The sequence below is a fragment of the Bifidobacterium polysaccharolyticum genome (genome assembly GCF_016101585.1).
Taxonomy (GTDB): domain Bacteria; phylum Actinomycetota; class Actinomycetes; order Actinomycetales; family Bifidobacteriaceae; genus Bombiscardovia; species Bombiscardovia polysaccharolytica.
Window position 1 is genome coordinate 244,058 of record NZ_JACFQG010000003.1, and the last position, 19,195, is coordinate 263,252.

Genomic DNA, 19,195 nt, shown 5'->3' on the forward strand with positions numbered 1-19,195 from the left:
AGCCCTGCAAATTTGACGGGCAATCAATTTGACGGCTGGTCCAGAGGTCTCGGATGGGTTTCCCCTGTGCCCCAACCCAGGTCTTCCAAGAGACGGCGGTCGTGCTTATCGAGAGTGGAGCAGTCCAATCGGGCGATCAGGTCGGGACGGATTCGACTGGTTCTCCTGATGGCCTCGTCGCGCCGGAATCTGTCCACCTTTCCGTGGTCGCCGCTGGTCAGTATCTCGGGCACAGCCATGCCACGCCAGGTGGTGGGGCGTGTGTACTGGCGATACTCCAGCAGTGGCTCATCCCCGGTATAGGACTCTTGCACGATGGATTCAGGATTGCCCATGAAGCCAGGCAGGAGCCTGGTGATGGCCTCCAGCATGACCGAGACGGCCACCTCGCCCCCATTAAGCACGTAGTCGCCAATGGAGTACTCACGAACGTCGATTCCCTGATTCCGGTAGTAGTCGGGGATGCGTGCGTCATACCCTTCGTAACGGCCGCAGCCGAATATCAGCCTCTCCGTCCGAGACAGCTCGGTCGCATCGGCCTGGGTAAACAGAGGAGCGGATGGGTTGGGGAAGATCAGGACTGGTCCGGCGAGATCAGCCTCATGGCTGTCTGCAGATAGATCTGCCTCGGATGCTATGCCGTGGCTTTTGTCGCCGGAACTCTTCATTGCCTCTTTTTCTTCTTCGGTATCGGCAGTGTCGGTTGTGTGATCCATGGTGGGTAGTTGCAGAGCCGACCCGTCTGGCATGTCCAGCAGATCGTCCAGGCACTGGCCCCAGACTTCAGGTTTCATGACCATGCCAGCTCCACCGCCCACCGGCGTATCGTCCACGGAGTGGTGCACGTCATGGGTCCAGTTGCGCAGGTTGTGGGCGCGTATGGTCACAAGGCCTTTCTCCTGCGCTTTGCCTAGCAGGCTGAGTCCAGTTACGTCAAAATACTCGGGGAAGACGGAGACGATATCGATTTGCATGTCACCAACTCTACTCAAGCTTGTTTGGGTTGGAATCGAGCGCGGAGTGGCACATTTTAAGTTCGCCTAAAGGTTCACCACGATGGCGAAATTCGTTTCCAACGAGTCTGTCAGATTGATGGCTGCTGTGCAGCAACTGTTCGGAGATGGTCAGCTCAGTGGGCTATATCGTCTCCTGGTATTTGTCGTCATGAAGATTCATGACAACATTGACGGTGAAAAGACAAAGCAAATCTGCATCTATTCTGACTTGATAGATTAATTTTGCGATAGTAAACTCAAACTCAAATAGTAAAATAAAACAATGCTCCAAATATCAAACATGAACGCGCGTTTTAAGGAGACTCCTTGGAAAAACTTGAGCTCATTCGTCAGAACCTCACGCCAATCAATGATGCCCTTCCAACATTGTTGCCGCAGGCCAGGCTTCGCTCACTGTCGGCCATGAACACGCTTGGCACTCCTCGAATTAAGTATCCGAAGCTCTATGCAGACAACTTCAATGCGACGCTCCGCGCAGAAATCGCAGATGAGCCAATCGACGGCTGGCAACTTACGAAGTCCACCTCTTGTCTTCATCTGCGCAATATCGGTTCAGGCCTCAGGCTTCGATTCCTCAAGAAGTTCAAATTCGAGGGAAGTGTTCCTCCAGCTGGTCCTAACTTGCGACGTAGGGAGGCATGGGTGCAACCAGCTATGCTCGACCAGGAGCTTTCAGGCAAGAAGCCGCTGAGCGACTCAGAAATTGTCTTGGTTTGGACCGAAGCAAACGGCATTTTCCATTGTTCTGCCTACCAGCCTACTGGAACCGGCCGGTTTCCTAAGGGCGCTCCCTGCATTGCCCTCATGGTTCTTCAGATGGGTGAAGGTTTCAACGGTATGGCGTTCAACGGTGATGATGAGGGGAATGAGCTGTTGGTCCCTCGCTCAAATACAATTGTCCAAGAAGAAAGGGAAGAGACAATCCGATGAATGAGTTCAATCCCACGCGCATTGAGCTTGCACGGAAGTATCGGGGTTGGACCAAAAAAGAGCTTGCCGAGCGTTCTGGCATGACCCCGACCTACATCGGCATGCTGGTTGGCAATCCGACCACTCATCTTACGGAATCGAGCGTCGAAAAGATAGCCTACGCAACCAGCCTTCCTCTGTCTTTCTTCATGCTGCGCGATCCAGGTCTTGACTGGAATCGCCTCGCTTTTCGTCGCAAGAAAACAATCACCAGGAATCTCAGCAATCGCATCTGCGCGGAGTTTGAGATGTTGGCGGACACGGTCTCCAGGGTCAGTTCGATGTCAAATGTGCCAGATAAGACGGCATCCTGGCTAGATGAGATTGCACCGACCTTGGACCCTCAGGCACAGGGAGTTCGCCGCATTGCGGCAAACGCGCGCGCGATACTGGGGCTGCCTTCCAAGGGAGCAGTGCGTAACATGATACGAAGCGTGGAACGCAAGGGAGTGATCATTGCACCGCTAACGACGAAGGTAGCTGATTCGGTCAGTGATGGAGTTACTTACCCAGACAAGGCCCTTATAGGCTATTTTCCCGAAAACAAGCCTGGTGACCGGCTCAGATTCACTATTGCTCATGAGCTAGGGCATCTGGTTCTGCACCGGTACCGCCGTCCCAAGGATGTGTCCTTGATGGAGAGGGAGGCTAACGAGTTTGCTGGCGAATTCCTTTTTCCTGAGTCCGACGCGCGAGCGATCATCAGCCCGAGCATGATGCTGGAGGACTACCTGTACGTAAAGTCCGGATGGGGAATTTCCATTGGTGCAGCTGTGCGCAGAGCCTTCGATCTGGGTCTGATCGATGGCGACAAATACAAATCCCTGTACGTTCGCATGGCGCAGCGTCATTGGATAAAGCATGAGCCCGTGGAGGTCAAGGCGGAGCATCCGGTACGTCTTGCTCAAACGCTCGGCCGTGCGTTCGGCGGACTGGACGACACTGGTCGTTCCACGGTGCCCAGGGATGGGATTGAGGGATTCCTTGGTGTTCCCTTCGAACTGGCGAACGATTGGTGTGACAACAGGCTGACGGAAAAGGCGGCGAGCTGGACGATCATGAGATAGGCAAAGCGGCTATAGAAGCATCTCCATAAAGGCCATATTCGTCAGCAAGATATTCGGAAATGACTTACATGCCGGTAATGTCAAGTCAAAAAAGAAGCTCAGTGGGTTCTTTGTTGACAGAACAGGAAAGTATGACCGGAACAGCGAGGGCTAGACTTGTCCAGGATCATCGAAGTCGTGGCAAAGTTAAAAAACCAACGGAGGGGTAGCCTGGCCTGATCGATGTTGAACGTGAGTTGCAGGAAACACATCAGCGTTAACAGCAAATCTCAATGTCACCAACTCTACCCAAGCCTGTTCAGGTACAGAGTGAGCGCGGATTGGTACCCCTGCGGGTGCTACACTAGCTGGGTCTTCAAAGGTTATGGAGGTGAACCGGCTCTTCGCAGCATGCGGCTGTCAGTCCGGCGCCACCTTGGAAGATGTCATCAACGCAGCCAGAGAGCTATAACCGTTGCGCAAACTGCAATGAGAGCGACATCGGATGATGCCATGCCGTACGGATCCGTGGAGATGGCTATGCGAACAGTCTGATGCGTGAGGAGCGGACGGTCCATGGTCGACCATGTTGATAAAAGAACAAAACTGCTGATTGCCGGCACTGCCGGGCTCGCCTTCTGCGGGGTCCTTTTGGAGACCTCGCTCAACGTCACTTTTCCGGAGATGACCCAGTACTTCAAAACCGGGCTGGGCACAGTTCAATGGCTGACTACAGGCTATCTGCTGGTGGTAGCCTTGACGGTTCTAGCCGCCGCCTGGCTGGAGCATTCATTCACGACCCGCGCATTGATCCTCGCCAGCGTGGGAATATTCCTGGGTAGCGACCTGATGTGCATCCTTGCCCCATGCTTTCCCGTCCTTATGGCGGGACGCCTCCTGCAGGGCATCAGCACTGGTATTGCTCTTCCCTTGGTGTTCTCTCTGATCATGAAAAAGGTTCCCCTTCACATCCAGGGCCGTTACGTGGGCAGCGCCGGCATGGCGGTGGCACTGGCACCCTCCTTGGGTCCGACCTTTGGCGGAGCCGTTATCCAAGCCTTATCCTGGCGGGCCATCTTCCTGATCGTGCTGCCCATCGAGCTGGTATTCGGGATTATCGCCTTCATCTCAGTAGACAGGGAGACGGCCCATGTCGGTGCTTTCGCCTGGCTCCAGTTCCTTTTTCTGGGTGTCTTTCTGACCGGTCTGACCATGGGACTGAGCACCTTGGATGTGCATGGCCCTGTCACTTGGCTGTCCTTGTTCATTGGGGTTCTGGCACTTGTTGCAGGCATCTGGACCCTTACGCACCAGCGCACCAGGCTGATCAACATTGCGGTCTTCCGGAACCGTACTTTCACCCTTGCCTTGATCCTCTACTTCCTGGTCCAGTTTGTTCAGATCGGCCTGACGTTCATCCTGCCCAACATGGCCCAGTCCGTACTGGGTGAGACCTCTACCGTGTCTGGCCTCCTTCTGCTGCCGGGGAGCCTGCTCTCTGCGCTCTGCCAGCCCGTCACAGGCGGCTATCTGGATGGCCATGGCCTGCGTGGTCTGCTCGCGGTGGGAAGCGCCGCTTTCTTCCTCTCGGCCTTTGGCTTCCTGGTCCTCAGCCGGCACTTGTCCGTTCCGCTGATGATTCTTCTCTACGCCTGCTACATGGTTGGTCAGGCCTGCGTCTTCAACAACCTGCTTACGGTCGGACTGCAGCATATTCCGGCGAGACTGGTGCCTGACGGCAACGCCCTCTTCAATACGCTTCAGCAGTATTCCGGCGCCGCCTCGACCGGCGTCCTGGCAGCCATCATCACTGGCATGCCCAAGGCCAGAGGGATTCATGCCGGCGCTCAGGCCTTCCAGTTCGGAGCCGTTTGGGCTTTCGTTTTCGTCTTTCTCATCGTCCTGGTCATCCTTCTGGTGGCCTGGTTCCTAGAACATAGCCTGGCCAGTCAGGATAAGGGTGGGGTTCAGGTTGTATGACCTCTGATTCCTTCTGGAAGGCAGTGGTTTTAATTCAGCAATGAGATACCGACCCAGACGGCCCAGCCCAGTGCAAGGACCAGGTAGGGCCACCAGTGCATGCGGGTGATGGCCACGAACTCCCGGATGAAGGCGGTCGGCCAGTAGTAGCCCTTGGTGTGTGAGCCGATTCCATCGGCATTCAGTCCGACCTTGCTGGCGTATTCGCTGGCCCGGAAGACGTGGTAGTCGCTGGTGACCAGGGCCACACGGTAATGCTCGGGTCCGGTGCCCATCTCGTAGCGGTCATCCAGGATCTGCTTGGAGTAGCGCAGGTTCTCCAGGGTTGTGGTCGACCTGTCCTCCATGATGATGGCCTCGGCTGGCACCCCGCAGGAGTTGCGCAAATACTGAGCCATGGCCCTGGCCTCGCTGATGACCTCGTCGGGACCCTGCCCTCCGGAGACCACGAAGCGCCCACGCCGTCCCTGCCGCTTCCAGAGGTCTACAGCCTTGTCCAGTCGTCCCCGGAGCAGCGGCGTAGGTTCTTCGCCGCGCAGGCCGGCTCCGTGGATGATGATGTAGTCGTAGTGACGCTTGCGGGGCAGCATCCTGTAAAAGTTGGAATAGAGCAGCAGGGCTAGGAAGGAGAAGAAGAACCAGGTGGCTTCCAGGTCGATCAGCCCGGCCAGCTTCTGCAGCCATGAGGGTGCGCCAAAACCAGCCAAGAGGGGTGAAAGAAGCATGTAGGCCACCACGGCCAGTGCAAGTAGGCCGGGCAGCAGAGTGGTCAGGGAGACCCCCTCGTGTCGGATGACGATGACCGTGTTGGCCAGCAGGAAGCAAATCACCAGCAGGGGAGCGGCGATGAGCAGGATGACCAGGGGCAGGATTAGCCAGCGCATGCCGAATTGCAGAAGAAGCGCTCCGCCCAGGGTCAGCAACAGGAGCAGCAACCAGATGGCATTGCGGAACTGCCGTGGCTCCTTGTGCAGGTCCCAGAGGAAGAGCAGGCCGAAGATGATGGCGGGTGCATAGAGCAGGAGGAGTTGCAGGTGGTTGGACATGCGCCGATTGCCCCTTTCACGAGAATGGCCGCGCAGGGTCTGAATCCACTGTAGCGAATCGACCAGTCACCTCCATCCTTGACATGCCAAAGACTCCTAGACCGCCGTGGTAAGGTATATGTGGTAAATCTCACACGTTCAAAAGCTGAGGGTGGGCGATTTTCGACGGCGCGAATTCCAGGTCGAGACCATGATAATGATGGGTCCTTTTCAAGGATTGCGCATCGATGACCGCATGAGCGTGGTGGTCGCAAGGCAGCGATGTGTTGGAAGGATTAGGGGTTCAGGTGATGTTGGGTTTCTCCGCAATCCAGAGATGGTTCGGACCTGGCGTGCAAGGTTGTAGAGAGGTGCGGTAATGAAAGTAGTTATATTCTCCACCTGCGTGGTGGACCTCATGTTTCCGAACGTGGGGAAGGCCATGGTGGAGGTGCTCGAGCGGTTCGGCTGCGACACCTATCTTCCCAAGGAGCAGATCTGCTGCGCCCAGCCCACTTTCAACAGCGGGTATGTCAAGGAGAGCATGCAGGTCATGCGCAACGAGGTCGATGCCCTGCTGAGCGTGGATGCCGACTATATCGTGGGTCCGGCAGGTTCCTGCGTGAATATGCTCAAGGAGCTGCCCTTCCATTTGCGGGCCGACCCGGTCTATGCAGCCAAGGCCCAGACCATGGCCGATAAGACTTATGAGTTCTCGCAGTTCCTCTACCGGGTGCTGGGTGTGCTGGATGCGGGTGCCGAACTCGATGCTGTGGCCACCTACCATCGCTCCTGCCACATGACCCGGCTGCTGGGGGAACGGACCAGCCCCTTCGTCCTGCTGGACCATGTCAAGGGCCTGACCATGGTCCCCCTGCCCCACATCGAGAACTGCTGCGGGTTCGGCGGCATGTTCTCCATGAAGGAGCCCGAGATCTCCAAGCAGATGGTCGATGAGAAGGTAAACGACGTGCTCAGCACCAAGGCCAGCGTCCTCATCTCCTGCGATCCGGGCTGCCTGATGAACATCGGCGGTCGTTTCAACCGGCGTGGCGAGAAGATCACCATCATGCACCTGGCTGAGGTGCTCAATCACAACGTGGATATGAGTCGCGTCAAGTATGTGGAAGGCCGCTCTGCTGGTGATGGGGCCGCGGGCTCCGTCAGGGCTGCCGAGGAGGAGGGGGCTCTGGTATGAGCAGCATGGTCAATGGCAAGAAGGCCGCGCAATATCTGCGGACCAGCAAGGCTCCCTTCCTGACCAGGGTCAAAGAATCCGAGCAGGACAAATTCGCCCAACAGGCCGTGGCCAAGGCCCAGGATGCGCAGTGGGTCAAGCGGGAGGCCGCCCGTCAGGAACTGGGCAACTGGGAACAGTGGCGCGACCTTGGCGAGCAGATTCGTCAGCATGTCATCCGCTACCTGCCTGACTACCTGGAGGAGTTCGCCGACAACGTGGAGAAGCGCGGCGGCCATGTCTTCTTCGCCCAGACCGACGATGAGGCTGCCCAGTACATCAAGCAGATCGCCATAGAAAAGAAGGCCAAGCACGTCGTCAAGAGCAAGTCCATGGTGACCAGCGAGATCAACCTGGATCCCACGCTGATGACTGTGCCCGGCCTGGAAGTGCTGGAAACCGATCTGGCCGAGTTCATCCTGGAGGAGGATGATTGGGACCAGCCCACGCATCTGGTCTTCCCCGCCCTGCACAAGAACCGCGAACAGGTTCGGCAGGTTTTCGAGAAGAAGCTGGGTTACAAGGGCGACAACGACCCTCAGCACATGGCCCGGTTCTCGCGCAAGGTTCTGCGCAAGCACTTCCTCGAGGCGGACATGGGCATCACCGGTTGCAACTTCGCCGTAGCCGACACGGGCATGATCAACCTGGTGACCAACGAGGGCAACGCCGACCTGGCCATGTGCATCCCCAAGACCCAGGTGGTGGTCATGGGCATGGAGCGCTTGGTGCCGACCATGAAGGAGGCCGAGACCATGGACAACATGCTGGCCCGGTCCGCTGTCGGCCAGAAGCTGACCTCCTACCTGACCTACACCGCGCCACGCACTGGTCAGGAGTCGGACGGACCGGACGATTTCTATGTGGTCATTCTGGACAACGGCCGCTCAAACGCTCTGGGAACGGTCTTCGAGCCCATCCTCCAGTGCATCCGCTGCGCCTCCTGCCTGAACGTCTGCCCCATTTACCGGCACATCGGCGGTCACGGCTACGGATCCATCTATCCGGGCCCTGTGGGCTCGGTGCTTTCGCCGGTGCTGGACGGCGGCTATGACGACTTCGGAGACCTGCCCTACGCCTGCAGCCTGTGCGCGGCATGCACGGCCACCTGTCCGGTCAAGATCCCCCTGCATCAGCTCATGATTGAGCACCGGCGGATCATGATGGATGACCAGTCCCAGGCCAATCTGATCGACGACACGGTCATGAGGGTCATGGGCCTGGGAACCGGCCACTCCTCGCTCTTCCGCACTGCACTGGGTGTGGATCACACCATGCTGACCCCCATATCCAAGAAGCAGCCGGAGACGGCCAAGAACCTCTTCGCCAGTGATCGGCATGTGGAATGGATGCCCTTCGTCTTCGGCGGATGGACCAAGGTACGTGATCTGCCGGATCCGCCCAAGCACGGGGAGAACTTCCGCAGTTGGTTCGCTCATCACAAGAAGGAGCAGCAGGCATGACCGATCGTGAGGTATTCCTGGACTATCTGGCCAAGAAGAGCGGACGGCCCCGTCACCAGCTCAAGGACCACCCTCTGGTGCCGGTCAACGATCTGCCGGAGACCACCCTGTCGGGTCATACCCAGGATGAGCTGCTGGAAATCGCCCGGAAGAGCAGCGAGGCTGTCCATGTGGACTTCCGCACATGCACCAAGGCTGAGCTTCCCACTGCATTGGACGAGTTCATCGATTCACGCAAGGACGACAGCGACCATGTGATGCTGCCCACCTCCGACCTGTTCGCAGACTTCGGGCTGGAGGAGTGGAGGGACAGCCTGAATCCGCCCGCCACTTTCTGGAAGCCGGGGGCCAGCCGTGAGGAGAACATCAAGACCGCCGACGAGTCAGGAACGGCCATCGCCTTTGCGGACTTCCTCCTGGCCGAGTCGGGCACCATTACCGTGGCTACCACTCCTGGTCAGGGTCGTGCCTTCCACTTCCTGCCGGTTCACTATCTGAGCATCATTCGCAAGTCGAAGATTCTGCCCCGAACCCGGCAGGCCATGGACTACTATGATCCCGCCCTGGTCTCAGGTGAGCTCAAGACCTCCAACATCAACTTCATCACTGGCCCCTCCAACACGGGCGACATCGAGATGGTGATTGTGGTGGGCGTGCATGGTCCCCTGGATATGACATATCTGGTGGTTGAAGACATGTAGCTCGATAAAATTTCCTGCTTATGCAGGCGCATTTCCCGCAAGTGGGGAGTCAGTGGCTTGAAGAAAGATGCTGACTCCCCACTTGCGGTTTTTGTTAAAAGACGGATTCAGCCCAGGCCAGGCAGAAGCCCTCCAGGTGGATCGATGGCCACATACCCGTTTTCAATGTCAACCTGGGGTACCAAGGCTTCGACGAAGGGTATCAGCCCCTCCGTTTCCTCGTCGTTTTCTGCGGTGGTCATGTGGACCTGCAGCTGCTGCTGGGCCACACCGTCCAGTACGTCGCTGACTTGGCCGACCACTCGTCCGGACGGTTCACCCAGTGAGTTACCCGGAGCCATGCGAACCTCGAGTCCAATCAGATCCTCGGGATACCAGGCATCCTCCTGCGCCAGCTCCTCGGCTGGATCAGCCTGGACATACAGTTCGATGCCGTTCAGTGCCTCAGAGGCGTTCCTGTCCTCCACCCCTTTGAAGAGGACGATCCAACGCTGTTTGAAGCGGCGGGAGGAGACCACCGTGAAAAACTGGCCGTCCTTGGTTTGCAACCGGGAGCCGGGAGCGAAGCGCCGCTCAGGCTCGTCGGTGTAGGCATAGACGTTGACCTCGCCCTTGAGTCCCTGGGCGCGGCCGATACGGCAGACCCTCAGCAACCTTCGCTGCTGAGGGTCCGGACCCTGCAGGTCGTGATTGGTGGACCGGCTGGGGCTCACCGGCGCACGTCCATGATGTCGACGCGCACCTTGTGGTCGGCCAGAGCCTGGATCACGGTGCGGATGGCGTTGGCGGTCCTGCCGCCCCTGCCGATCACGCGGCCGATGTCCTCGGGGTTGACCCGCACCCGCAACAACTCTCCGCGAGAGTTCTCGTGGGACTTGACCGACACGTCATCGGGAAAGTCCACGATGTTCCTGATCAGGTGCTCAACGGCCTGTGCAAGCATGATAGCCGGTCCTTCCAATCCTTAAGTGAATGTGCCTTACTCAGCTGCCTGCTCGGCCTGGGCTGCATCTGCCGACTCATCGGCCTTGGGGGCTTCCTTCTCTGCCTGAGCCTTGGCCTTGGCATCAGCTTCAGACTTGGCGGCCTTGAGCTTCTGAGCTTCGTTCTGTGCCTGCTCGATGCGGGCCTGGGCGTCGACCTCGGCCTGCGGCACCTTAAGGGTGCCTTCCTTGCCGGGCAGATCCTTGAACTTCTGCCAGTCGCCGGTGATCTTCAGGAGGTTGAAGACAGGGTCGCTGGGCTGAGCGCCCACACCCAGCCAGTACTGGGCGCGCTCGGAGTCGATCTTGATTGAAGAGGGCTGGGTGTTGGGATCGTAGGTGCCGATCTCCTCAATGACCTTGCCATCGCGCTTCTTGCGGGAATCGACCACGACCACGCGGTAGAAGGGATAGAACTTCTTGCCCATTCTCTTCAGACGAATTCTGGTTGCCAAAACGGCTCTCCTTGGTACTTGGTATGCCCGGCGGCGTCTCCATGTGGGGCATGGTGGCGCTCCTGGCGTGTTCCTCACGGCCGTCGGAATGAGAGGGCTCCTCCGGACATGAATAACAGCAAAAGTATACCTCAACCTTGGGATATGGCGGGTGGCGAGGCTGCATGGTGTTCAGAGCTGACGCGGCAGAGTCAGACGGGCCACTAGAGCTCGATGGTCGCTGCCTGGAATTCGGAGGGCACGCATGGATTGTGTGATCAGGTTGCCGTCCGTCAGAATATGGTCGATTTCGATTAACGAGGGCAGCGCGCTTGCGGAGGGGAAAGTCAGGTGGCTGCCGGCTTTCAGGTGCAAAGAAGCGTCATGCAGCCCGGATTCGGCCAGCATGGCCCGGAAGGTCGGATGCTGCAGGGTGGCGTTACAATCGCCCATGACTATGGTGGGCACGGTCGGATGAGTCAGCCTGGCCAGGGCAGCGATGCCCATGCCCCACTGTCTGGCGCCTCGCTGGGGTGATTTGGGATGGACGCTGGCCACTCGGATCGGTCCAGAGCTGGTCTTGAGCTCGACTAGGGGTACTGCCGCCGCCGGAAGGTTCACGGCCGATGGCGAAGCTTTAACGGGTTGGTGAGCCGAGAAGATAGCGTTGTAGCCGCCGTTGTCGCTAGGGCTGGCAGTCCCCTCTGTCAGATAGGGCAGGAGCTGATTCAAGCCCGCAGCCTGAAGTGATTCCAGCAGCTTCCCCTTTACTTCTTGCAGGGCCAGAACCTCTACTCCGTAGGCGCGCACGCAACGTACGATTTCCTCAGGATCGGCCCTGCCGAAGCGGCAGTTCAGAGTCATGACGCTCAGCCCATGGCCAGAAGATGATTGACGGGTCCGGTCTGCTGGAGGTAGTCGGTAGCGCAGGCGCTGGCAGCTGACCAGAGTAAGTTCAATCAGCGCCAGCAGGCATTGGGGCCATGCGCCTGCGACGACCGTCCATATCAGTATGGCCAACAGAGGAGCGGTCAGCAGGTCAATCAGGGCGATTAGCTCTACCAAGGGGCGGTGCCAGTCAGCCCCGGCGGGCAGGAAGCGCAGGGTAATCCATAAGGCGATGAGCCCCAGGAGAATCCAGAGAAGGGTGTTCACGTGCCATTGTCTCCTGCAGGAGGGAGGGGTTTAGCGACCGCCGAAGAGACCGCCCAATCCACCGCCCAGGTTGGGGGGCAGGTCAGGCAGACCCTCGGGCATCTGCGGGGCCTCAGGGTGCTTGGCGAAGGCGGAGCCGCCGGAGGACTTGCCCTTGCCGGAGAGGCGCTCGCGTAAAGCCTTCTCTTCGGCCTCCCGCTTCATGGGATTGCCTGAGCGAGAACCCTTGCGGCCTTTCTTGCCTTTTTTGCCCTTCTTGCCGCTGCCAGCGCCCATGCCGCCCATGCCGGGGATCGAGCGGCTGCCATTGGTCATACGCTTCATCATCTTGGCAGCCTGCTCGAACCGCTGCAGCAGGCCGTTGACAGCTGAGACCGTAGTGCCGGCGCCATAGGCGATCCGGGCCCGTCGTGAGCCGTCGATGATGCTGGGGTCGCGTCGTTCCTGGGGGGTCATCGATTGGATGATGGCCTGGGTCCGGTCCACCTCTTTTTCGTCGAACTGCTCCAGCTCTTTGCGGTGCTGGGCCATGCCCGGGATCATCCCCAGGATGCTCTTGAAGGAACCCAGCTTGCGGACCTGCTGGAGCTGCTCCAAAAAGTCATCCAGGCCGAAGCTGCCCTCGGACATCTTCCCGGCGGCCTTGCGGGCCTCCTCCTCGTCGAACTGGCGCTGGGCCTGCTCGATCAGGGTCAGGATGTCGCCCATGTCCAGAATGCGGGAGGCCATACGATCGGGGTGGAAGACCTCGAAGTCCTTGAGACCCTCGCCGTTGGAGTCGAAGAGGATGGGCTTGCCGGTCACCGAGGCCACCGACAGGGCCGCGCCGCCGCGGGCATCGCCGTCCAGCTTGGACAGCACCACACCGGTGAAGTCCACGCCCTGGTCGAAGGCCTTGGCTGTGGTGACCGCGTCCTGGCCGATCATGGCATCGATGACGAAGAGGATCTCATCGGGGTGGACGGCATCGCGGATATTACGGGCCTGCTCCATCAGCTCCTGATCCACGCCCAGCCGACCGGCCGTATCAATGATGACCACGTCGTAGAGCTTGTCCTTGGCCACCCTGATCGAGTCGGCCGCGACCTTGACGGGATCGCCCGTGACCTGTCCGGGGGCGGCCAGCTCGGATCCGCTGGTCTGTACGCCTGGCTCGGGTGCGTATACCGGCACTTCGGCGCGCTCGCCGACCACCTGGAGCTGGGTGACCGCGTTGGGCCGCTGCAGGTCGGCCGCCACAAGCAGGGGGGTGTGGCCGGCGTCCTTGAGCCAGTAGCCCAGCTTGCCGGCCAGTGTGGTCTTGCCTGCACCCTGCAGGCCGGCCAGCATGATGACTGTGGGTGGATTCTTGGCGAAATTGAGCGGTCGATCCACTCCCGCGCCCAGGATACTGGTCAGTTCGTCGTAGACGATGGAGACCACCTGCTGGGCCGGGTTCAGAGCCTTGGAGACCTCCTCGCCCAAGGCGCGTTCCCGGATGCGTCCGGTGAAGGAGCGCACCACATCCAGGGAGACATCGGCATCCAGAAGGGCGCGGCGGATCTCGCGGATTGTGCCGTCGATGTCGGCCTCGGTCAGCTTCCCCTTGGAGCGCAGATGGGTGAAGGCCTGGGAGAGCCGATCGGTCAAAGATGAAAATGCTGCCATAATGTCCCAAGTCTACCTGTCAGCCGGGAGATTGGCTCTGGTTTCAGCAATGCCTGTGCCCAAGACCTGCCTGGCTGGTTCTGATATGGAACGACGATTTTGTTCAATAGCAGAAGGCGTGTTACCCTGAATTTGCAACGTTGCAAATCAACATGAACCGGTCGGTCCGGCTCGCAGGGTGTTGATGTTTGATGCCCGGGGGCCGACGGGTTCTGAAAAACGATGCAGGGTTGCCGGCATACGGGTGTGCCGGTCCCATCGAGAGGAGCAAGAGGGATAGTGAGTGTCTTCAATGAAGAAAGACACGGGGGAGGTGGAACCCACATGCCCTTATTTGCGCGACGTTGGCTCAGGCTGTTGCTGAGCCTGGCGGCCATATGCGGCATGGTGGTCTCGACCGCAGGCTGTGGCGGCGGCGATCAATCCGCCAAGGAGATCTACTTCTGGAATGGTTTGACCGGCGATGACGGTCCGGCCATGCAGAAAATCATCAAGGCCTTCAATGCACAGAGCCCCGAGTATAAGGTGGTCTTCCAGCCCATGAACGGCGGAGATCTGACCACCAAGATCTACAGCGTCATGCAGACCGGGAAGAACATCCCCGATCTGGTCATCAACGATTCGTTCTCCACTTCGGTTCTGCAGAGCCAGGGGCTGCTCAACCCCTCCTCGGTGTGGACCAAATACCACCCGGAGCTGAAGGAGTCGAGCTTCCTGCCGCAGGCCTGGCAGAACACCGTCGTCAAGGGGAAGTCCTACGGCATCCCCCTGTACATGTTCCAGATGGCCATCTATTACAACAAGGATCTGATCCACAAGTACGGCCTGGACTATATCCTGGACGACCGGCTGGTCACCACCGATGAGATCGCCTCCATGAAGGGCAAGCTGCCCAAGGACGTCTATGGGCTCTGCCTGGGCAACCTGCCCTGGGCCATGATGTCCCTGTTATACAGCACCGGCACCAACATCGAGGATGGCGTCAAGGACATGACCGGTCCGGGCTGGCGCAAGCCGCTCAAGGCACTGCGCGACCTCAACGACCAGGGCATGCTCTCGCCCATCGACAGCGACGGTGAGCAGGTCTTCGCCTCTGGGCATGCGGTCTTCGGCATGCTGGGCACCTGGGCGCAGGGCAACATGTCCTCCACCCTGGGCAAGGACAAGGTTGGCGAGATCAACACCCTCCAGTACGGTACCGAGCATCCTTCCAACTTCCTGTACCAGCAGAACTGGCTCCAGCTCAAGGACAAGAACCGGCCCGAGGCCAAGGTCAAAGCGGCCGCCGACTTTGTGGACTTCGTCTACAGGAATTGGATGATGTGGTCGGACGTGGGATCCATCTCTCCGGCCTACCGTGACCTGAACAACCCGGAATACCAGAAGCTCATCCAGGCCTCCTTCACCAATGACAAGCGTGAACGGCAGTGGATCAAGACATCCAACTACATCTATGGCGGCTATGCAACTGCCGGGTGGGGATCCTTCATGGACATCGTCTATCGGAACATCTCCCTGGAGGAAGGTCTGAAGACGCTTGATCTGATGACCCAGGGCCAGATCCAGATTCAGGAGCAATCATGAGCGCACACGGCACAACCGCAGTCATGGATGGACGGGGCAAGCGCCGTCCGCTGGGACAGAAGTCCTTCTGGCATGCCTTCCCCTACATCGCCCCGCACATGGTGGTCTTCGCCATCTTCGGCGTCATCCCGATCTTCTTCGGCATCTACCTGGCCTTCACCAGGTGGAACCTGGTTGGTTCCCCCACCTGGGTCGGGCTGGACAACTTCAAGCTGATCTTTGACAAGTCCACCTACTTCTATTCCATTTTCTGGAGGGACATGTGGCACACGATCATCTTCGTGCTGATCAGCGTGCCCCTGACCATCATCGTCCCCCTGTTGCTGGCCTGCGCCCTGCAGACCAAGCACCTGAAGGGAGTGGGGCTCTTCCAGGCCATCTTCTATGTGCCCGGTCTGATCTCCGTGGCCGCAGGAGCCCTGGTCTGGCGGCTGGTCTTCAACTCCCAGTTCGGCCTGCTCAACACCACTTTCCGGTGGGACATCAACTGGCTGGGCAAGCAGCCCTGGGCCTGGATCGCCATCTTCGTCCTCAGTCTCTGGGGAGGCATCGGTGGCAACCTGATCATTTATCGGTCGGCCCTGTCCGGGGTAAGCCAGGATCTGTACGAGGCGGCCTCGGTGGATGGCGCCGGACCCATCCGGCAGTTCTTCAGCATCACCCTGCCGGCCATCAAGCTGCCACTCTTCTATACGACCATCATGACCACCGGCGGCGCCTTCAACGTCTGGGGCCAGCCACAAATGCTGACCGGCGGCGGTCCTGCCTACACTTCGCAGGTGCTGCTGATGGACATCAGGAACCTGGCCTTCCCGCAAGGGCCTTCGGCCGCTGGCATGGCCTCCGCAATGGCCCTGCTGCTGGGGATCATCCTCATGCTGATCTCCCTGGTCCAGATATTCTTCATGAACAAGGAGGACTGACATGAGTTCGGCAACCCTTGATATGGCATCCCTGGGCAAGGGGCTCAAGGCTCCTGGCCCCAGCGCAACGGTTCCCGGAGGCGAGAACGTGCCCGAAAACCACCACAAGGTGCTCAAGCCTTCACTGGTGGCCATCTATGCGGTGCTGATCGTCCTGGCTGTGGTCTGGATCATTCCTGTGGTCTATACCATCACGACATCGTTCAAGTCACCCCAGGAGTTCCTGAAGAACGCCTACAACTTCCTGCCTGCGCACTGGGTCACCGTCAACTATCTGACCCTGCTGCAGGCCTCGGCCTCCTACCCTGTCTTCAACTGGCTGGGCAACTCGCTGGTCATCTCGCTGTCCCATGGCATCCTGGCGGTCTGCGTGGTGGCTCTGGCCGGGTACGGCTACTCCCGAATCAACTTCAAGGGCAGGGACACGCTCTTCTTCGTCCTCCTGCTCATCTCGATGTTCCCGGGTGTGGTCAACATGATTCCCTCATACCGCATCGTGGCCACTTTCGGCTGGATCAACTCATACTGGTCCTGCATCATCCCCGGCTTGGGGAACGTGGCGAATATCTTCCTGGTGCGCAACTTCATGAAGGGGATCCCCAAGGAGATCGACGAGGCCGCCGAGATTGACGGCGCCGGCGATTTCCGCATCTTCCGCAGCATCATGCTGCCCTCCATCCGCCCGATCCTGATTGTGATCTTCCTGTTCGCCTTCACTGGAGCATGGAACGACTTCCTCTGGCCCACTTTGGTCTTCAACGACATCAAGAAGACCCCGGTCACGGCCGGCCTGCAGCTGCTGGGCAACCAGATGATGCAGTACAACCAGATGGGCACGCTTTGCGCGGCCACCTGCCTGGCCATCATCCCCACCCTGCTGCTCTTCGTATTCGCCCAGCGCTACTTCCTGCAGTCGCTGAACATCACCTCGGGCCTCAAGGGCTGAATCAGGAAAGGCGGCAACAATGGCAAAGGAAAACCGCAGTGATCATGCGGCGGGTAAGGACGTAGCGAGCAGAAAGACCGAGAAGATCATTCTCCTGGTGGCGGCAGCCATCAACGTGATCATGGCCTCGGTCACCATGTTCATCTACTCGCCCTGGTTCAAGGACGAGGGCTATGCCATCCTCGGCCGGGCCGGACGTCTGGCCGACGATATGGCCACAGTCAACGGCGCGGCCACCGTGGCCCAATCCTACGGTTTTCTGCTGCTTATTCTTGGGGCGGTCTCCTTCATCGTGGCTCTGCGGGCCATGCGGCCCTCGACGATTATTCGGGGGGTGCAGTACTGGATGATCTTCTGCATGGTCTTTTCCTTGGCCACGGCAGATTGGCTTTCGCTGATCGTCTACGGCCTGGCCTTCGTCACCTATGTGGCCAGGAACAAGACCATCCGCCGGATCTCGTCGAGTCGAAGGTGACCAGTCCCGGGGGTACGCGGCGCCCCTGACCGCTGCACTTCCAATCCACTCCCCCTTGTCCGAAACCATCGGGCAAGGGGGAGTGTTTTTGATTTTGGGGTAGTCTTCTTCAGCGCGCCTTGTTGACATGTCCTATGACAGACTCCTATAATGAGTCGAAACGATTCGATATTTCGGTTGCATCGACGAAGATGGTCAGCGCCTGCAGTACACCCGAAGTCGAAACCTTTCGACACATTGAATCGCAGTAGATGGATGCAAGGATGCAAGGAAGTTAGGAGCCATCATGAAGATCAGAAGAGGGATCGGGGCGGCCTTGGCCTTGGCCATGTCGATCCTGCCGCTGGCGGCCTGTGGATCGGGGGGCGATGCTCCCCAGGAAGCCCATCCGTCCAGCATCAAAATCTGGTACTACGAGGAGCCCAGCAGCGGTCAGGCCCGGGGCTGGCTGAAGGCTGCTGATATCTTTACCCGACAGACCGGCATCAAGGTGGATTTCGAGGTCAAGTCTTTCACTCAGATTGCCCAGAATGGCAGCCAGTTCCTTAATTCGGACGACGCCCCGGACGTCATGGAGTCCAATCGCGGCAACGGCTCGGCCGGGGTTCTGTCCACCCTGCAGCTGCTGACCGACCTGAAACCCTATGTACAGAAGTACGGCTGGGACAAAAAGGTACGCGGCCAGGCAGCAGCAGTGGGCAAGTATGACAAGCGCGGAGTCATGGACGGGAACACCTGGTACGGGGTTTCCTCCTATGCGGAGATGCAGCGCGTCTACTACAACAAGGACCTCTTTGCCAAGTACAAGATCCCCATCCCGCAGACCTTTGACCAGTTCGTGGCAGCCCTCAAGGCCTTCAAGAGCCACGGGGTCACGCCCATAGCGGCCGATGCCCAGGAATACGGTGTGCTGTGGCTCTGGTGGCAGCTGGCCATGACCAAGGCCGATGCCCGATTCGTCGATGATTGGCAGCTCTACAAGCATCCGGTCAACTGGCGCAGCAAGCCGCTGACCTTCGCCACCAATACCATCCGTGACTGGATCGACAAGGGATACATCTCCAAGAACGCCACCGGTATGAAGGCCGAGGACACGACCACGGCATTCATCAAGGGGACCTATCCCATCTACCAGACCGGCACCTGGAACCAGACCCGCTTCATGGAGCAGGTGAAGGCCTTCGACTGGACGGCATCCATCTTCCCAGGGGCCAAGATGGTCGAGGGCTGCGCGGGCAACCTGCTGGTCATCCCGCAGAAGTCACGGCGCAAGGATGCCGCAGCCCGCTATATCAATGTGGTCCTGTCCAAAGAGGTTCAGAACTACATCGGCAACAAGGGCGGCGTGCCGGTGGCGGCCGATACGGACGCCATCACCAACCCCAAGAGCCGTGACCTGGTCAACGAATACACCAAAGCCTCGGACGCCAGCCGGATGAGCTACTATCCCGACTACCCCGCGCCCAACCTGACCGACGCCATGCCGGCCGCCTTCCAGGAGCTGGTCAACGGCACCAAGAGCCCCGACCAGGTTCTGGACACCCTGCATAAGAACTACGACGACGGCGTCGCCCAGCTCGATCTGGATGACGACTGAGCTGCGTCAATCCG

Annotated in this window: 18 protein-coding genes; 11 read left to right on the forward strand and 7 right to left on the reverse strand. The window is 59.0% G+C overall.

The window, feature by feature from the left end; all coding sequences use genetic code 11:
- Positions 1–23 precede the first annotated feature (23 nt).
- On the reverse strand, positions 24–974 hold the full coding sequence (gene trmD / locus H3T90_RS06475; RefSeq protein WP_198229986.1) for a tRNA (guanosine(37)-N1)-methyltransferase TrmD: 951 nt from the start codon (positions 972–974) through the stop codon (positions 24–26).
- A gap of 348 nt (positions 975–1,322) precedes the next feature.
- Here trmD and H3T90_RS06480 point away from each other — a divergent pair, with 348 nt between their 5' ends.
- The 3 genes from H3T90_RS06480 (at position 1,323) to H3T90_RS06490 (ending at position 5,011) form a co-directional block, all read left to right on the forward strand.
- Positions 1,323–1,946 carry a hypothetical protein gene (locus H3T90_RS06480; RefSeq protein ID WP_198229987.1) on the forward strand — a complete coding sequence of 208 codons (624 nt, stop codon included), beginning with the start codon at positions 1,323–1,325 and terminating at the stop codon, positions 1,944–1,946.
- Positions 1,943–3,052, forward strand: a complete 1,110-nt coding sequence (locus H3T90_RS06485; RefSeq protein WP_144178077.1) for a helix-turn-helix domain-containing protein — start codon at positions 1,943–1,945, stop codon at positions 3,050–3,052. The genes H3T90_RS06480 and H3T90_RS06485 overlap by 4 nt, the downstream gene beginning before the upstream one ends.
- A 555-nt stretch (positions 3,053–3,607) precedes the next feature.
- Positions 3,608–5,011 carry an MFS transporter gene (locus tag H3T90_RS06490; protein WP_144178076.1) on the forward strand — a complete coding sequence of 468 codons (1,404 nt, stop codon included), beginning with the start codon at positions 3,608–3,610 and terminating at the stop codon, positions 5,009–5,011.
- Between the two features lie 29 nt (positions 5,012–5,040).
- On the opposite strand, the gene H3T90_RS06495 is transcribed toward H3T90_RS06490, so the two are convergent.
- Positions 5,041–6,057, reverse strand: coding sequence for a YdcF family protein (locus H3T90_RS06495; protein WP_232350616.1), 1,017 nt, complete (start codon positions 6,055–6,057; stop codon positions 5,041–5,043).
- Positions 6,058–6,415: 358 nt separating this feature from the next.
- On the opposite strand from H3T90_RS06495, the gene H3T90_RS06500 reads away from it, so the two are divergent.
- From H3T90_RS06500 to H3T90_RS06510, 3 genes are read left to right on the forward strand one after another with little or no spacing between them, the layout of a single operon-like run.
- Positions 6,416–7,234, forward strand: coding sequence for a (Fe-S)-binding protein (locus H3T90_RS06500; RefSeq protein ID WP_198229988.1), 819 nt, complete (start codon positions 6,416–6,418; stop codon positions 7,232–7,234).
- Positions 7,231–8,736, forward strand: a complete 1,506-nt coding sequence (locus H3T90_RS06505) for a LutB/LldF family L-lactate oxidation iron-sulfur protein (protein WP_144178073.1) — start codon at positions 7,231–7,233, stop codon at positions 8,734–8,736. The genes H3T90_RS06500 and H3T90_RS06505 overlap by 4 nt, the downstream gene beginning before the upstream one ends.
- On the forward strand, positions 8,733–9,437 hold the full coding sequence (locus tag H3T90_RS06510; protein ID WP_046322446.1) for a LutC/YkgG family protein: 705 nt from the start codon (positions 8,733–8,735) through the stop codon (positions 9,435–9,437). Before H3T90_RS06505 ends, H3T90_RS06510 begins: the two co-directional genes overlap by 4 nt.
- Positions 9,438–9,544: 107 nt before the next feature.
- Here the strand turns inward: H3T90_RS06510 and rimM are convergent, their stop codons facing one another.
- From rimM to ffh, 5 genes are all read right to left on the reverse strand, one after another.
- A complete protein-coding gene (rimM, locus tag H3T90_RS06515) occupies positions 9,545–10,120 on the reverse strand; it encodes a ribosome maturation factor RimM (RefSeq protein WP_198230047.1) in 576 nt (191 codons plus the stop codon).
- 26 nt (positions 10,121–10,146) lie between these two features.
- Entirely contained in the window at positions 10,147–10,380 is a 234-nt protein-coding gene (locus H3T90_RS06520; protein ID WP_015021362.1) for an RNA-binding protein, read from the reverse strand.
- A 36-nt stretch (positions 10,381–10,416) separates the two neighbouring features.
- Positions 10,417–10,875 carry a 30S ribosomal protein S16 gene (rpsP, locus tag H3T90_RS06525; protein ID WP_046322448.1) on the reverse strand — a complete coding sequence of 153 codons (459 nt, stop codon included), beginning with the start codon at positions 10,873–10,875 and terminating at the stop codon, positions 10,417–10,419.
- A gap of 171 nt (positions 10,876–11,046) precedes the next feature.
- On the reverse strand, positions 11,047–12,009 hold the full coding sequence (locus H3T90_RS06530; RefSeq protein ID WP_198229989.1) for an endonuclease/exonuclease/phosphatase family protein: 963 nt from the start codon (positions 12,007–12,009) through the stop codon (positions 11,047–11,049).
- 30 nt (positions 12,010–12,039) lie between these two features.
- Positions 12,040–13,656, reverse strand: coding sequence for a signal recognition particle protein (gene ffh, locus H3T90_RS06535; RefSeq protein WP_046322450.1), 1,617 nt, complete (start codon positions 13,654–13,656; stop codon positions 12,040–12,042).
- Between the two features lie 324 nt (positions 13,657–13,980).
- On the opposite strand from ffh, the gene H3T90_RS06540 reads away from it, so the two are divergent.
- The 5 genes from H3T90_RS06540 (at position 13,981) to H3T90_RS06560 (ending at position 19,181) form a co-directional block, all read left to right on the forward strand.
- Positions 13,981–15,240 (forward strand): ABC transporter substrate-binding protein, encoded by a 1,260-nt coding sequence (locus tag H3T90_RS06540; protein ID WP_110424860.1) that lies wholly within the window; start codon positions 13,981–13,983, stop codon positions 15,238–15,240.
- A complete protein-coding gene (locus H3T90_RS06545; RefSeq protein ID WP_232339504.1) occupies positions 15,237–16,163 on the forward strand; it encodes a carbohydrate ABC transporter permease in 927 nt (308 codons plus the stop codon). Before H3T90_RS06540 ends, H3T90_RS06545 begins: the two co-directional genes overlap by 4 nt.
- 1 nt (position 16,164) lies before the next feature.
- Positions 16,165–17,109 (forward strand): carbohydrate ABC transporter permease, encoded by a 945-nt coding sequence (locus H3T90_RS06550; RefSeq protein WP_232339503.1) that lies wholly within the window; start codon positions 16,165–16,167, stop codon positions 17,107–17,109.
- 19 nt (positions 17,110–17,128) lie between these two features.
- The gene (locus H3T90_RS06555) at positions 17,129–17,584 is read left to right on the forward strand and encodes a hypothetical protein (protein WP_198229990.1); all 456 of its coding nucleotides are present in this window, start codon (positions 17,129–17,131) and stop codon (positions 17,582–17,584) included.
- 286 nt (positions 17,585–17,870) lie between these two features.
- Positions 17,871–19,181, forward strand: a complete 1,311-nt coding sequence (locus H3T90_RS06560) for an ABC transporter substrate-binding protein (RefSeq protein WP_198229991.1) — start codon at positions 17,871–17,873, stop codon at positions 19,179–19,181.
- Positions 19,182–19,195 lie beyond the last annotated feature (14 nt).